A 16,538-nucleotide genomic window follows, 5' to 3' on the forward strand; every position below is an offset into this window, starting at 1 on the left:
CAACTGTATATGGGCAATTCCCATGCCATTAAAAAAGAAAAATGCATAAAAAAGTGTAACAATTGATAAATTCATCAATCTATAAGACAAACCATTCATTTTTTGAGCCGCCAAAATGAACATACTGATGCACTGCTTCAATCGTGCTTAAAAGGAAACCAAAGTGCGCAATTGGAAGTTTACAATCGATATTATAAAGCGATGTACAACACTGCTTTTCGAATTGTAAAAGACACGGCAGAAGCTGAAGATGTGATGCAGGAATCATTTTTGAACGCGTTCACCAAACTGCACACATTTAAAGGAGACGTCACCTTTGGGGCATGGTTAAAGCGAATTGTGATTAACAACAGTATTTATCATTACCGAAAGCAGCAAAAAACAAAAGCTGTTGATTTGGATGAAGTAATGTACAAGGTCGAAGATAACGATGAAGTTGCTTTAAATCACGATGGTTATACTGAACTGAAGGCTCAAAAAGTGATGGAAACCATGAAAAGTTTAAAAGACAATTACAGAGTTTCTTTGACCTTACATTTAATCGAAGGTTACGACTATGAAGAAATTAGTGGCATTATGAATATTAGCTATGCTAATTGCAGAACCACAATTTCGCGGGCAAAGGAAAGTTTGAGAAAAAAATTGAACCAAAAGGCAGTATTATGAGCAAGGATAATTTAGATCAGCTGTTTGAGAGACTTCAGGGCAACTTTAACCTTGAAGAGCCAAAAGATGGACATCAAGAGCGGTTTTTGGAAAAACTGAATCAATCCAAGGGAGTGGTTACCCTTAAAAAGCAAAAAACTACATGGTGGAAGCCACTTTCGGTAGCAGCCTCTATCATTTTGCTTTGTGCCTTGGGACTTAAATTGTTCAATGGCCAACCTACCTTGAAGGAACAAGTAGTGGAAATTTCACCGGAAGTGTCCCAAACCGAGTTTTACTTTGCCAACCTTATTGAAGAACAGGTACAACAATTAAAAGATGTAAGATCGCCGGAAACGGCCAAACTGGTGGACGACACCTTATTTCAGCTAAAAAAACTGGAAGACAATTACCAAACCCTGGAACAGGAGCTGGTCAATGGAGGTAATAGTAAAATTATACTCAATGCCATGATCACCAACTTCCAAACCAGAATAGATTTATTAAAAGAAGTATTGACCAATATTGAAAACATTAAGAATTTAAAATCATACAATGATGAAAACTTTACTATATAAATATGCCCTTCTGGCATTCCTTCTTGTACCGCTGGCAATTGTAGCCAATACGGGGAAATTAAAGGGGAAGTATACCAAGGAAAAAACCATTAAAAAAGAATTTGATGTCAATTCCGATGCCCTGTTCAAAGTCAAGAACAGCTACGGAAACCTAAACCTTACTTCTTGGAATGAAGATAGGGTTGTGGTAGAGGTACACATCAAAACCAATGGCAACAATGAGGAAAGGGTCGAAAAAAGATTGAACGAAATAGATGTGGATTTTGAGAGCAGCAGCAGCCTAGTTTCCGCTAGAACCCGATTCGGTGACAAAGGCAATAGCTGGGGCTGGAACTGGGGAAAACGAAACAATGTGAATGTCCAGGTAAATTATACGATAAAGCTTCCTGTCAAAAACAGCATACACCTGAGCAATGATTACGGTAATATTTATTTGGATCGTATTGACGGACATGCAAAAATCAATTGTGATTACGGGAAAATCGACATAGGTGAGCTTCGAGGCAGGAATAATGAGTTGAATTTCGATTACACCTCCCGTTCAAGTTTTGATTATATCAACAGCGCTGAGATTAAAGCGGATTATTCCGGATTCACCATTGAAAAAGCGGGGGATTTAGTTATAAAAGCTGATTATACCAATGCAGTGATCAATGAGATGGGCAACTTGGAATATTCCAGCGATTACGGATCCATTGAAGCAAAAGAAGTGAACAGTGTAAACGGAAATGGTGACTACATTGGCGTCAAACTTGGGACTGTTCATGGTGATGTCAATATTAACTCGGACTATGGATCAATAAAAATCACGGAGTTGGCTGCCGATGCTGGAGATGTAAACATTAGAACTGATTATACCGGCATTAAAATAGGATACAATTCTGAATATCACTTCGATTTTGACATCTCTACGGAATATGCAGGCGTAAGCGGCATGGGCAACTTCGAAATTCAGGTAAGCAAGGAAAAATCCAGTGAAAAATATTATAACGGCTATTATGGCAGTGATAATTCGGGTAACGTTATCCAGATTACCAGTGATTACGGAGGGATAACTTTTAATCAAAACTAAAAACAAATCAAGAAACACAAATCATGAAAAAATTAATCACATTTGGATTGGCGCTAAGTATGGTGGCAATTACCAGCGCCCAATGGGGTAAAAGAGTCAAAGGCAACGGAGATGTTGTTACCATAGAACGTTCCGTCGGTGACTATGATGCAGTGACCTTGGCCGGTTGGTTCGATGTTGAACTGGTCGATGGGCAGGAAGGTGAGCTTTCCCTTAAAGGAGAATCCAACCTATTGGAGTATATCAAAACGGAGGTTAAAAACGGAAAATTGGTCATCAAAGTTGAAAAGGGTGTCAATTTAAGGCCTTCCAATTGGAAGGGTGGTATTCATATTACCGTTCCTGTGGAAAGTATCAATGCTGTTGCCTTATCGGGGTCTGGGGATATTGTTGGTAAAACAACCTTAAAAGCAGATGAATTTAGTGCGAAAATGTCGGGCTCTGGAGATATCACATTATCCGTACAAGCCCAAAGTGTATCGGCTGCTTTATCCGGTTCTGGAGATATCAGATTAAATGGAACGGCCGGCGATTTCTCGGTTCAGGTTTCCGGGTCTGGAGATGTTAGTGCCTACGACTTGGAGGCTGAAAATGTGACCGCTCAAGTGTCAGGATCCGCTGATGTAAGAGTAACTGCAAATCAATCCATAAATGCCCAAGTTTCTGGTTCAGGGGACATTCATTATCGAGGAAATCCGGATAAAATCAGGAGTAAAGCTTCCGGTTCTGGAGATATTTCGAAAGGATAAAATTTTATTTGAACTAGCTAGAGTTTATCACCAATCAAAAACTTAAAAGCTCTGACCTTAGGGTCGGGGCTTTTTTGCGTTTTGGAAACACCATAATTGATGAGCTATTCAAAAACCACATCCCTTGAAAACCTTTGTATGCCATCTACGTTGACTGTTGAAGTGGTAATATAGGCCGTAATTGAATCCTTAAAAAGGCCTTGGTTGGTATTTCTTTTTACATAGAACTTAATCTTGTTTACCGAATCTGAAATCTTTTCAATCTCTCCTGAGCGTTGTATTATAAAATCAGCTACCTCTATGGATTCATCTACCATCAGAAGATCCGTCTTTGAAAATTTAACAAGCCGGGAAATTATGTCATCTTTAAATTCAGGATATTCATTCTTTAATTTTAATAACTCTATATAAGTTCTAAGCTTTTGGGTTGTAAATTCTTCAAGGCTAATTTCATTTTGTTCTGTGGGTTCAATACTCAATTCAAACAAGTCCTGGTGCCTTATGGCGTTTTCCATTTCTTTGTTTTTATGTGCACAGGAGGCCACAAATAGCATTATACAAAAAATTGTCACTGTTTTCATAGGACGGTAAACTTGAGCGTTACTATTTTGCCATTCTCCAATTGCTTATCCAATATTTTAATTCCTTTTAAACTACTTGTCGGAATGGTAAGCATGCGAATAAATTCGTCTTTCGTGTGTATCTCAACGCCAATATTGGTGTTATAAAGTTGATAAATTAAAGCATCTTCTGAAATTATATTGCTCAACTTCCTCCGATGTATTTTCCAGTCTTTAACATTTCCAGAAGTATAATAACTTAGCATCAAAGCATAGTCATCACTGGAGACCCTTATCGCCTTGTTAGGTTTGGAATCAATAAATCTAGTTATTGTATCTGTTTTATGGTAAGGTGATTTGACAATAAATTTTATGTATTCTTCTTTCGTCTTATAGGAAAAGCATCCTAAACTGTCTGTTTTAAATACCATTGGAGACCCCTTTTCACTGATAATCTTAATATCTAGAGGAATATCAACTATTGATTGGTCTGTAATCTGGTCAACAAAACAAAAGTGAAATTCATTTTTTCTGCTCCAGATTAACCATATGACTGCAAAAACAAGGCATGCCCCAAGCAATAAATAGGTTAGACTTACCAATGATAAGCTCGACTTTTTAGGGTTGGCATTTTCTCCTTTGAAAGCATTCCAACTTTTATATCCCACATAATTGCTTAATAAATTAAGCATGTCAATTCTTGGAAGTTTCCCTGTGTTGTTTTTAAAGTATGTATAGAACCACTTTTCACTTACACTGGCCTTAGCCATTGCAAACAAATCTTCTTGGAACAACACTATTTCGCTCCCTTTCCAATCTTTGATATCAATGAAAATTCTATGGTTCTTCGAAAAAGTAGCTGTCACTTCTTTTTTCAAAAGGTCAAAGTAAAACTTTTCGTCTTTTCTCAATTAAATATAATTAATTGATTATCAGTTTATTGAATTGATTTCAGGTAAAATACAATTGTTTTACAAAGGGTATACAAGTTCGTAGTGATTCCCAACAATAGATTTATGCTTCAATATCTAAAAATAAAAACAATGAAGACAATAGTCACAAAACGAATTCTTAAATTATTAATGCTCCTTGTCGGGTTATTATATATCAGTTCTTGTAAAAATAGCTCATACAAGGAAAATCTAATGGCAGAAACTGCAGGTGTCACAGAGCATTTTGAAGTCGTTTCAAACAATAAGACTTCAATACAGAACACATCATTTCCCAACCATTTAAAAATAATTAAATCCGCCAAGGTCAGATACAAGGTAAAAAATGTCAAAAAGGCCACCGCCCAAATAAAACAGATGGCTTACGGATATAATGCCTATATATCTGATATGACATTTGAAAACAACCTTCACAGCTTAGAAAATAGATTTACGGTAAAAGTACCCAAGGAATCTTTTGGTTTACTTATGGATTCAATAGCCAAAGTAGCTGAGTTTATTGATTATGAGTCCATTGCCACAGAAGATATCACCGAAAATTATGTTGACGTTGAAGCCCGTTTGAAAACGAAACAGGCGGTCAAAGTTAGGTACGAAAACATTCTTGTGTCGAAAGCAAAAACTGTCGAGGATATACTTGCCACGGAAGAGAAGCTTCGGGTAATTCAGGAAGAAATTGAAGCTGCGGAGGGAAAACTAAACTATTGGACCAACAAAGTTGCCTTTAGCACTATTCAAATTGATCTATATGAGACAGTCAATTATAAAGAAGAACCTAGCAGTTATAATAAGAGCTTTTGGGCTAAAGGAAAAAAAGGAATTACATTCGGTTGGCGTTTTGTAGAAAATACAATTCTCGCAATTATCCATATTTGGCCTATTCTATTGCTAGGGATAGGAATACTATTTTTCTTTAAAAGAAGGAGAAAATAAGTCAAAACCACATTAGACATTGTCATAAAACCTCCTTACTTGGAGGTTTTATTCACCCTTAACAGAAGTAATGCCCCTATCAAAAAGAACAACCCCAAAAATATGGTACTGTTCCGCATGCTTCCGGTTAATTGGGCCACCGCTCCATATAAAAAGGTACCTATTACGATTCCTATTTTTTCTGCAACATCATAAAAGCTGAAAAAAGATGTGGTATCTGTCGTTTCAGGCAAAAATTTTGAATAGGTAGAACGCGATAAAGCTTGGATACCACCCATTACGACACCTACCAATCCAGCAGCAATATAGAAATCCATTGGGGTTTGCAAGAAATAGGCATATACACATAGGAGTATCCAAAAGATATTGATCACAACCAAGGTTTTGATGTTACCAAATGCTTTGGAAGCATAGGCAGTTACTGTAGCTCCCAAAATGGCCACAATTTGAATCACCAAAATACTTATGATAAGTCCCGTTGTTCTTTCGCTGTCAGAACCCCAGCTAATCTCCTCTTCTCCAAAATAAGTTGCAATGAGCATAATGGTCTGCACGGCCATACTGTATACAAAAAAGGCTCCTAAATAACGTTTAAGTCTGGTTTCAGTGCCCAATTGTCTCCAAACGCTTTTAAGCTCCTTAAATCCGTTGAGTACAATATTGGTACGTACGCCTTCCCTTTTATATCCTTTGGGTAAATGCATAAAGGTGTATTGACTGAACAGCATCCACCATACCCCTACAGAAATAAAAGAATACTTCATTGCCTTGATCTCGGCAACTTCTCCCCCGTTATCCGTAATACCAAAAACCTCTGGTTGCATAACCATGGCCAAATTGAATACCAAGAGAATCACACTACCTACATAACCCAACGAAAAGCCCTTTGCGCTTATACCGTCCTGTTGTTCTGGAAAGGCAATGTCGGGCAGGTAGGAGTTATTGATTGCGAAGCTTACCCAAAACCCCACCAAACCAAAGAAATAGCAAATCAATCCGAAATAGATGTTTTCCAAGGAAAACCAGTATAGGCCAATACAAGAAAAAGCACCCAAATAGCAGAAAAACTTGAGGAAAATCTTCTTGTTGCCCAGATAATCGGCTATACCGGAAACCAAAGGCGTCACTATGGCAATAAAAACGAATGCCAAAGAGGTTACATAACTGATCAAGGGAGCCCGGGCAATTTCTCCGCCAAAAATGGTCACTTTTTCAATCTCTGCGACACGGAACAATGCGCCATAGAAAATTGGAAAGATAGCGGATGATATGACCAGACTATAGACTGAATTGGCCCAATCATAAAATGCCCAAGCATTCAACAGTTTTTTACTTCCTTTTAATGCCAATGCTCGTGCCATATGCTATCAAATAAAAAAACCACTACCTACATTCCCTTTTTAGAGCATGATGGTAGTGGTTATAATTGGTTACTTTGGTCAATTCGTTACTTAAATGATGTTACTCCAAACTTAGCTGCTTCTTGTTTGGCCGCCGGTGCCCATGCAGTAAGGTTATTTATTCTGGTATCATTTGATGGGTGCGTACTCATAAACTCCGGCGGAGCCTGTCCTCCTGATTTAGCTTTCATTCTTCTCCACAATTCTGCTGCTTCATCTGGATTGTAACCAGCAATCGCCATAATTTGCAATCCTATTCTATCCGCCTCTGTTTCATGACTTCTGCTAAACGGAAGCATTACACCTACGGTTGAACCCAGTCCATACGCTTGATTGAAAGTATTTCGCTTTTGGGGATCCTTAATGGCTACATTTCCAGCCACAGCTCCTATTTGCTGTAACATTCCTGCACTCATACGCTGCGCACCATGATCGGCCAAGGCATGTGCAACCTCGTGACCCATTACCACAGCGACACCTGTTTCAGTCTGTGTAATTGGTAAAATACCTGTGTAAAAGACAATCTTTCCTCCAGGCATACACCAGGCGTTCACGGTTTCATCGTTGACCAGATTGTATTCCCATTTGTAATCCTTCAGATAACCTGGATAGCCATTTGCATCCAACCATCTTTCGGCGGCAGAGGATATACGTTGTCCAACTCTTGTAATCATTTTAGCGTCTGCAGTACCTTCAACAACCTTGTTTTCAGTCAAAAACTGGTCGTACTGTGCAAAAGCCATTGGAAAAATCTGGCTGTTTGGATAAAAGTTCAGCGTACTTTTCCCGGTGAATGGATTTGTCTTACATGCTGCCACGGCCAAAAAGACCACGACTGTGATAATCAACTTCTTCATAATTGTTAATAGTGTTTAGTATAGGGAAAATACGAAAAATTATTTTCCAACAATATGAAGCTCGGTAAAATCCTTGCTTACTTCAATACTATTGTTCCCATTTAACTTTATGTCTTTGAGGTTGACTTTTTCGTTGTCTACTTCTACAGTACCTATTTTGAATGGTAATCCGTGAAAGGTGAGTTTAAATTTGGAGTAGGAAGTGATGAAATTTCCATCTTTAAATTGCTGTATTATCAATTCATTTTCCTTTCCCCTAAGTCTAAATTTTCTTAAGCTGTACCTGCCCTTCTTGTAATCGTATCCATCTTGCTGATCCTCGTATACAATGGAATTCTCTATTCCATCCTTGTAATAAACATCGATTTGAAGTTCGGTAATCTCCTTCTCCCCTACATATTGTTGAACCGGGTATTTAGGTATCATAGCCCCTTCCTTTATAAACATAGGAATCAAGTGAATCTCAGCGGACACCCATTTTTCAACACCTCCCTCAACTATTTCCTCGGTCCAATAGTTATACCACTTTCCTTTAGGAAAATACATTCTACGTCCTTGGGCGTTAGGTTCTTGCACCGGACACACAAGAATTTGCTCCCCAAATAGGAACTCATCCGTTCTAAAATGGGTTTGGGTATCTTCTTGGTCATAAAACACCAAAGATTGAAGCATAGGCAGTCCTTCTTTGATGTACTTGTGGAACATGGTATATAAATAGGGAAGCAACTGATACCTCAGCTCCACAAATTTTCTGAAAATATCGGTAATCTCATCTCCAAAAGACCAAGGTTCTTGATCTCCATGATCTCCACTGGAGTGCACCCTGCAGAAAGGATGAAAGATGGCCAATTGGATCCATCTCGCGAATAGTTCCCCGTTGGGTTGCTCTGCGAAGCCACCAATATCGGAACCAACAAAGGAATAACCGCTCATACACATACGTTGCATTTGAACGTTGGCAATCCATAAATGCTCCCAGGTAGCAACGTTATCACCCGTCCAAGTGGCACAATAGCGTTGTGTCCCCGCATAAGCTGCGCGGGTAAGTACAAAAGGTCTTTTCGGAAACATAAATTTCTTTACCCCGTTGTAAGTAGCACGTACCATTTGCATTCCATAGACGTTATGCGCTTTTCTATGGCTACAGGGGTGACCATCATAATCGTGGCGAACATCTAGGTTAGCAGTTTTTGTCGGCACCTCCATCACGGCTGGTTCGTTCATATCGTTCCAAACCCCATGAACGCCCAAATCTGCAATCATCTCTTTATAAAGATTTCCCCACCATTCACGCACCTTAGGGTCCGTGAAATCAGGAAATTTACATTCGCCAGGCCAAACTTTTCCTTTAAAATGTGGTCCATCCGCTCGACGGCAGAAGTAGCCATTTTCCATAGCTTCTTGATACACCCAATAGTCCCTGTCTATCTTGATTCCAGGGTCAATCATGGTAATGGTCTTATAACCATCCTCTTCAAGTTCATCAATCATCCTCTTTGGGTCTGGGAAGTGTTGTTTGTCCCAAGTAAAGCATCGAAAGCCGTCCATATAATCAATATCCAAATAAATGGCATCACAAGGGATTTTTCGTTTTCTAAACCCAGAGGCAATGTCTTTTACCTTTTTTTCAGGATAATAACTCCATTTGGATTGATGGAATCCGAGTGCCCACAACGGTGGTAACTCCGGAACCCCTGTTAAATCGGTATAAGCTTCAACAACCTTGCTCATTTTTGGCCCATAGAAGAAGTAGTAGTTCATCTCGCCACCATCGGCCCAAAAACTGGTCACATTTCGCTTTTCATTGGCAAAATCAAAATAAGTGCTGAACGAATTGTCAAAGAAAATCCCGTAAGCTAGATTTTCCTTAAGTCCCACGTAAAATGGTATGGCTTTGTAAAGCGGTTCTTGATCCTTTCCGTAAGCATAGGAATCCGTTACCCAATTGTTGACACGTTTGCCTTTTAGGTTAGTATGTGAAGCCTTATCTCCCATACCGTAATAGCTTTCACCGGTATGGCAAACTTTGCTCATTTTTACAATGTTACCCCCATAATCATAATTTTCCTCCCAATGAAAGCCCAGTTCGTCTTCCAATAAGATCACATCCTCCAAATTTCGGATTTTGATCTTTAGATTGGACTTATCCACATGAATCTTGATCTTGGCGGTGGTAACGATATATTCGGAAACTTCTTCCGCTACAGAAAGCTCACTATAGCCCAAACTTACATCCTCGCTAATGGCATAGGAAAAATCAGGTTCGAAAGCGTATTCCGTAGCATACCGAAAACGAATGGTACTATTTCGAAGGATATTTATCTGAAGGACAACTCCATTTTGTGTTGTAAAATAGAGTTTATCGTTTTCCTGCTTGAAATCTGTTATATGGTTGGGGTGCTGATTGCCTCTTTTCTCAATTTCAGTGTTGGTAATCATATATGTGGCTAATTAAGACTCACAAAAGAAAGACTTTAGGATGAATAATTAAAGAGATGTTTATAACAACTCAACTACAACGTTGTAATTAACCGACTATCTGTAAACAACCACACTCAAAGGCGGTAAAGCCATCAAAACTGACTGGTCGAAACCGTTCCATTTAGTCTTGGAGGGTTTTATGTTTTTTTTACCTATTCCGCTACCGGCGTATTTTTTGTCGTCACTGTTGAAAAGTAACTTTAATTGAGTGGTTTTAGGGATTCCTACCCTATAATTTTCCCTAGGGACCGGGGTAAAGTTACAGGCCACAATAATGTCATCTTTGGAATCATTGCCTTTTCTGATATAGGTTACCACCGAATTTTCTTGATCATTATGCTCTATCCACTGGAAACCTTCTGGGCTGAACTGCTTTTCGTAAAGCGCAGGATTGGTTTTGTACATCTTGTTCAAATCCTTGATGACTTCCTGAATTCCTGAATGAAAATCGTATTGGGTCAAATGCCAGTCCAAACTTTCTTGAAAGTTCCACTCTGAAGATTGGCCAAACTCCCCTCCCATAAACAATAGATTGGTTCCGGGATGGGTGAACATATATCCAAACAACAATCTTAAATTGGCAAATCGTTGCCATTCGTCACCCGGCATTCTATACAATAACGACTGTTTTCCGTACACCACCTCATCATGGGAAAAGGGCAACATAAAGTTTTCCGTAAAAGCATATGTCATGCTGAACGTGATTACATTCAAATCATATGATCTATGGATAGGTTCTTTTTTGAAAAACTCCAGCGTATCGTGCATCCATCCCATCATCCATTTCATACCGAAACCTAGTCCACCTAGGTCAACCGGTTTCGAAACGCCTGAAAACGCTGTAGATTCTTCAGCAATGGTCTGTATCCCTTTAAAACTACCGTAAACTTCCTGGTTCATTTCCCTAAGAAAGGACATGGCTTCCAAGTTCTCGTTGTTTCCATATATATTGGGCTCCCATTCACCATCTTCCCTGGAATAATCCAAATATAGCATGGAAGCAACCGCATCGACCCTAAGTCCATCAATATGAAATTGATCCAACCAAAAAACAGCATTACTAATCAAAAAAGCCCGGACTTCGTTTCTGCCGTAATTAAAAATCAAGCTTTTCCAATCTGGGTGATAACCTCTTCTTCTATCAGGATGTTCATACAAATGTGAGCCGTCAAAAAAGCCCAATCCGTGCGCATCCTCAGGGAAATGCGAAGGAACCCAGTCCAATATCACCCCGATTCCCTTTTCATGGAATTTGTCCACCAATAGCTTAAAATCTTCAGGCTTTCCGAAGCGCGACGTTGGCGCAAAATATCCGGTTAACTGATACCCCCATGAAGGATCAAAAGGATATTCCATCACCGGCATGAATTCCACATGAGTAAATCCCATATCAGCGACATAATTGACCAATTCATCAGCCATATCGACATAAGACAGGAATTCGTTGTTATTTTTTCTTCGCCAAGATCCTAAATGCACCTCATAAACGGAATAGGGCTTGTCCAACCCGTTCTTTTCCTCTCGGGTATCCATCCACTTTTTGTCATTCCATGTATAAGGGGCATCCCAAACCATGGAAGCCGTTTTTGGGGGTTGCTCGCAATATCTTGCAAAAGGGTCAGCCTTTTCGGTCCAGACATCATTGTGATGGGATTGAATCTTATATTTATATTTAGTGCCCTTATCAACGCCGGGGACAAAACCTTCCCAGATGCCACTTCCATCCCATCGAACCATCAGTTTGTGTTCTTCGGAATTCCAATGATTAAAATCGCCGACCAACGAAACGGATTTGGCCGAAGGAGCCCATACCGCAAAGTATGTTCCCTTTTTTCCATCAACCTCTGTAAGGTGTGAACCCAATTTATCGTAAAGTCTAAAGTGCTTCCCAGATTTAAAAAGATTGATATCGAAATCGGTGAAAAGACTATGTGCAATAACTTCAGCCATATTATTTTTTGTTGATTATACTCATGATACCACGTAATGGTATCACCGCCCAAAGGGGTCTCGAATTCATTTCATACCCCAGTTCGTAAACTGCTTTCTCGAGCATACAGTACTCCAAAAGGAAAATACGTTCTTGGGTATACCCAATATTAATGTTGTTTTCTTGAATAAGGTCTACATAAATCCCATAAAATACATTTATGAAGTAAGTATACAAGATTTCCCCTGCCTGGAAGAGTTCTGCTTGCGGATAGGGATATTTACCTTCATTGTTGAAAATGGTCGCGTAAATGGCATAATGAAATGACCTAAAAATTCCGGCAACATCTTTTAATGGAGGTTGTTTTACCTTTCTATCCCGGATAGTGCTTTCTGGTTCCCCTTCAAAATCCAGCAAGAAAAAATCATCATCCTTTACCAAAACCTGACCCAAATGGTAATCCCCATGTACGCGCAAGCGTTCCCCCTTGAGCTTTGTCCAGTCGAAGTTAACAAAACGTTTCCGTATCTCATTTTTTCGTTCCAAAAACTCCCTGGCAAGCTGTTCAGACATTCCACTGAGTCTACTTATATTATTTTCGACGGTATTCAATCGGTTTTGAAACTGGTAGAGCAACCTATTTTTAAGCCAAACCTCATAATCGCCATTAAAATGCTCAGGTGTAAATGCGGTATCCTCGAATTCAGAGCCCAGGGCAATATGCATTTCGGCAGTTCTGCGGGCCAAGGTCTGCAGTTTCAAAAATATGTTCAACCCTGCCCAATCGATGATTTGAGGGGGCACATCTGTTATTTGTAACCTTTTGAACAATTCTACTTGAGGCAAGGAATTTACATCCAATCGTTTCCGTTCCAAACATTGAAAAATACCATCTATCTCTTTCAACATAAATTCCCAGGCATCACCATCATTAGGAACCAATTGTTGCATCAATGCAATGGTAATATTGGCATTGTCAGAGTCAATAATATTTAAGCTGCCCATATAGGCCGGGGTATTCTTGTATTCCTTTTTTTCAGAAAGAAAGCGACTCATTTCGTAATCAGGATTCTTATCGGCATAAATACGCCTAAAGAACTTGATCACATATTTGTCGTTCATGATGATGGAGGTGTTGCTTTGCTCCAGTCCCATGAAACGGGAGGAAGTATATTCAGTATCCGTGAAATTTGTGCTTTTATGGTATCGAACCCGGGTAGTATCATGTGGTTCTGCCGTCACCAATCGTTCAAAAACTAATTTTCTGAAGGCCTCCAAATTCAGGGCATCGATAATAAAACCTTCCTGTCCATTGAGCTTTAAAGGAAGAATTCTATCCTTTTTAGCAAAATTTTCGTCCGAAACGAACGCGATGGGCAAAAAATAATGTTGATAAAAGGCTTCTTCAAAATTTATTTCAAGGATGAGTCCATAGTACACTTCTCCATGCTGCTGGATATTAAAGTGTTCTTGAAGCTCTATATATTTTAGTTTACTCGACTTTCCACCATACCATCTTTGTCGTACTACATAATCCTGTAGAACGGTTGACAAAAACACGTCGATGAAGTTGTCGTCCTCCAACAACTTCTCCCAAGCTATATTGAATTCGTAAGGTGGTTTCAAACTAATTTTTGTTACGCTAATCTTTTAACACATGGAATATATGAAAAGGTACATTAGGGTGCAATTCCACAAAATTCCATTCCTCATACCAGTGATACTCGTTTTGAGTAATCTCATCTTTGATACGAAGCCCCTGTCCCTGATGGACACCAAGTTCATGTAACGGAACTTGGACTGTTCCCTGCTGCATATATTGGGAATCAAGACTCACCACGATCAATACTTCATTTGACTTATCCTCATTCCACTTGTAAAAGGCCAATAGGTTGTCATTTTCAACATGACAAAATCTAATATTATTGGTCTGTTGCAATGCTTCGTGCTTGTGTCGAGCTTCATTGATTCTTGTAATATAGTGGGTCAAACCATTTTCAATGGTCCAATCCCAATGGCGGACTTCATACTTTTCACAATCCAGGTATTCCTCTTTCCTGGGCATGGCGTCAGTTACCATATACTCAAATACCGGCCCATAAATCCCCAAATTTCCGCTCAAGGTGGCTGCCAAGGCATATCGAATCAAATGCATCGATTCATTGGCGCCTTGTAGGTGATACGGATTGATATCCGGTGTATTTGGCCAAAAATTGGGTCGATAGTACTCCCGCATGTCGGTTTGTGTGAGCTCTGTTACATATTCAATAAGTTCGTGCTTGCCGACCCTCCAGGTAAAATACGTATACGACTGAGAAAAGCCCTGTTTGGCCAATTGTTGCATCACTTTTGGTCTCGAAAAGGCTTCTGCTAGAAAGAGTACATCTGGATGTTCCTTTTTCACCTCTGAAATCAACCAATTCCAGAAATAATAGGGTTTGGTATGTGGATTATCCACCCTGAAAATTTTTATTCCAAAGTCTACCCAATGCAGCACCACGCTCAGAAGCTCATTCCACAGTGCTTTGTACTCTGTTGTTTCGTAATAAAAATTTACAATGTCTTGGTACTTTTTCGGCGGATTTTCAGCGTATTGAATGGTTCCATCCGGGCGCTTTCTGAACCACTCAGGGTGCTCCGTAACATAGGGATGGTCTGGGGCAGCCTGAAAAGCGATATCCATGGCAATCTCAATGCCCAATTCATCGGCCTTTTTTACCAGTTTTTTGAAATCTTTTTCGGTCCCTAGTTCAGGATGTATGGATTTATGCCCACCGTGTTTGGAACCTATTCCCCAGGGCACACCTGAATCTCCTTCCTTGGCGTCAACGGTATTGTTTTTTCCTTTTCGATTTACCTCACCTATAGGGTGGATTGGTGGGAAATAAAGCGTATCGAAGCCCATCTTAGCTATACGTGGGAGTAACTTTTCACAATCCTTGAAAGTCCCATGTTCGCCCTCTTTTGGGGAGGAAGAACGAGGGAAAAATTCATACCAAGTACTAAAATTTGCTTTTTTACGGTCCACATAGACCTCTAATTCTTTGCTTTCATTGGCTAAAATGCGTTGGGGATACTTTAAAAACAACGCTTTCAACTCATAGGACACCGCAAAATTTACAGCTTCTTGATATGCGGATTCATCCTCAAACTTGGAAATCCATTCCTGCAAGCCCTTTTTATCTTTCGCACCGACCTTTTTCACCAAAAACTTCAGGTATTGAACACCGTCCAAAAGTTCACTTTTAAGGTGTTGTCCATCCGCTAGTTTGGCTTCAACGCCATGTTGCCAATTGAGTGCATAATCTACCCAACCTTTGATTTTATAGGAATAAAACCCTTGTTTTTTAACATTAAATGAAGCTTCATAGGCATCATTGCCCAAGTGCTCCATACGGATTTCGGTATATTTTTTTTGGTTTTCATGCTTAAAGAGCAATTCCGCCTGCATCACATCATGCCCATCAGGAAGGATATCAGCCGTTACCCGAACGCTTTCCCCAACGGTTCTTTTGATAAAAAATTCACCGGATTCCAGTTGTGGTGCGATGTTGTCAATCACAACCCTTTGCTGCCTGTACATAGTTGAGTTTAGTTAGTCTTTGTTATAAATATAGAAATTAAACCCGCAATTTAACAGTGGTTTGGGCATTATTCTTCCCTCAATCGTTGTAGTGAAAAAATTTATGGAACGCTTTTTGATTTTACCAGAAAAACATACGGAATGAATACAAATCAAAAATCAAAGATCATGAATAAATTCAGTACTATAATAGGTGTATTCCTCATATTGTTCACCGCTGCATGCGAAGGCCCAGAAGGCCCTCCCGGTTTTGACGGACTCGATGGATTGGATGGACTTGATGGACAGGATGGAATACAAGGACAGGTCGTGGAAGTAGACGGTGTCAACTTCGATTACGACGCCAATGGCAATATTTTTAGCTCGCTAATTACGTATAGCGATATCACAGATTTTGAAGTCTTTGAATCAGATGCTGTTTTGGTATACCGATTTGATGGTACCATAGACTTGGATGACGGTAGTACCGCGGACTCCTGGAGTCAGATTCCACAGAGTTTCTTTTTGCCGGAAGGTACTATTCAATATGTGTTCGCCCATACTTTTGTGGATTTAGAACTTTTTATTGATGGAAGTTTTGACCTTTCCGCTATAGATACCGCGTTTACGGATAATCAATCTTTTAGGATTGTTTTCGTACCCAGTGTATTTGCCAGTTCAAAGATGGATAAATCCAATTTGGCCAATGTGATGGCAGCTTTGGGTATCGAGGAAAGTGCTGTCAAAAAAATAAAAATGGATTAAATCCCTCAAAAATGCTAACTTAAAATCCTGCCGTATTCCGGTAGGATTTTTTTTGG

General features: G+C 39.5%; 14 protein-coding genes. 6 read left to right on the forward strand and 8 right to left on the reverse strand.

Annotated elements, in window-relative coordinates:
* Positions 1-102 precede the first annotated feature (102 nt).
* From ACULLH_RS14935 to ACULLH_RS14950, 4 genes are read left to right on the forward strand one after another with little or no spacing between them, the layout of a single operon-like run.
* On the forward strand, positions 103-666 hold the full coding sequence (locus ACULLH_RS14935) for an RNA polymerase sigma factor (protein ID WP_454089551.1): 564 nt from the start codon (positions 103-105) through the stop codon (positions 664-666).
* Positions 663-1,223, forward strand: a complete 561-nt coding sequence (locus tag ACULLH_RS14940) for a hypothetical protein (RefSeq protein ID WP_454089552.1) — start codon at positions 663-665, stop codon at positions 1,221-1,223. Before ACULLH_RS14935 ends, ACULLH_RS14940 begins: the two co-directional genes overlap by 4 nt.
* Positions 1,204-2,295 (forward strand): hypothetical protein, encoded by a 1,092-nt coding sequence (locus ACULLH_RS14945; RefSeq protein WP_454089638.1) that lies wholly within the window; start codon positions 1,204-1,206, stop codon positions 2,293-2,295. The genes ACULLH_RS14940 and ACULLH_RS14945 overlap by 20 nt, the downstream gene beginning before the upstream one ends.
* A 23-nt stretch (positions 2,296-2,318) precedes the next feature.
* A complete protein-coding gene (locus ACULLH_RS14950; protein ID WP_454089553.1) occupies positions 2,319-3,044 on the forward strand; it encodes a head GIN domain-containing protein in 726 nt (241 codons plus the stop codon).
* Between the two features lie 104 nt (positions 3,045-3,148).
* Here the strand turns inward: ACULLH_RS14950 and ACULLH_RS14955 are convergent, their stop codons facing one another.
* Positions 3,149-3,559 carry a hypothetical protein gene (locus ACULLH_RS14955; RefSeq protein ID WP_454089554.1) on the reverse strand — a complete coding sequence of 137 codons (411 nt, stop codon included), beginning with the start codon at positions 3,557-3,559 and terminating at the stop codon, positions 3,149-3,151.
* Between the two features lie 62 nt (positions 3,560-3,621).
* Entirely contained in the window at positions 3,622-4,515 is an 894-nt protein-coding gene (locus tag ACULLH_RS14960; protein WP_454089555.1) for a hypothetical protein, read from the reverse strand.
* A 132-nt stretch (positions 4,516-4,647) separates the two neighbouring features.
* Between ACULLH_RS14960 and ACULLH_RS14965 the strand changes: the two genes are divergently transcribed.
* Positions 4,648-5,487, forward strand: a complete 840-nt coding sequence (locus ACULLH_RS14965; RefSeq protein ID WP_454089556.1) for a DUF4349 domain-containing protein — start codon at positions 4,648-4,650, stop codon at positions 5,485-5,487.
* A 35-nt stretch (positions 5,488-5,522) separates the two neighbouring features.
* Here the strand turns inward: ACULLH_RS14965 and ACULLH_RS14970 are convergent, their stop codons facing one another.
* The 6 genes from ACULLH_RS14970 to ACULLH_RS14995 form a co-directional block, all read right to left on the reverse strand.
* Positions 5,523-6,848 (reverse strand): MFS transporter, encoded by a 1,326-nt coding sequence (locus ACULLH_RS14970; RefSeq protein ID WP_454089557.1) that lies wholly within the window; start codon positions 6,846-6,848, stop codon positions 5,523-5,525.
* An 86-nt stretch (positions 6,849-6,934) separates the two neighbouring features.
* Positions 6,935-7,744 (reverse strand): M48 family metallopeptidase, encoded by an 810-nt coding sequence (locus tag ACULLH_RS14975; protein ID WP_454089558.1) that lies wholly within the window; start codon positions 7,742-7,744, stop codon positions 6,935-6,937.
* 39 nt (positions 7,745-7,783) lie between these two features.
* Complete coding sequence (locus ACULLH_RS14980) at positions 7,784-10,183, reverse strand: glycoside hydrolase family 31 protein (protein WP_454089559.1); 2,400 nt, start codon at positions 10,181-10,183, stop codon at positions 7,784-7,786.
* A gap of 96 nt (positions 10,184-10,279) precedes the next feature.
* Entirely contained in the window at positions 10,280-12,175 is a 1,896-nt protein-coding gene (glgB, locus tag ACULLH_RS14985) for a 1,4-alpha-glucan branching protein GlgB (protein WP_454089560.1), read from the reverse strand.
* Position 12,176: 1 nt separating this feature from the next.
* Positions 12,177-13,781, reverse strand: a complete 1,605-nt coding sequence (locus ACULLH_RS14990; RefSeq protein ID WP_454089561.1) for a trehalose synthase — start codon at positions 13,779-13,781, stop codon at positions 12,177-12,179.
* A gap of 16 nt (positions 13,782-13,797) precedes the next feature.
* Positions 13,798-15,738: an alpha-1,4-glucan--maltose-1-phosphate maltosyltransferase gene (locus ACULLH_RS14995; protein ID WP_454089562.1), complete on the reverse strand. Its 1,941-nt coding sequence runs from the start codon at positions 15,736-15,738 to the stop codon at positions 13,798-13,800.
* Between the two features lie 168 nt (positions 15,739-15,906).
* On the opposite strand from ACULLH_RS14995, the gene ACULLH_RS15000 reads away from it, so the two are divergent.
* Positions 15,907-16,482 (forward strand): collagen-like protein, encoded by a 576-nt coding sequence (locus ACULLH_RS15000; RefSeq protein WP_454089563.1) that lies wholly within the window; start codon positions 15,907-15,909, stop codon positions 16,480-16,482.
* Positions 16,483-16,538 lie beyond the last annotated feature (56 nt).

The organism is Flagellimonas sp. 2504JD4-2 (assembly GCF_053642935.1).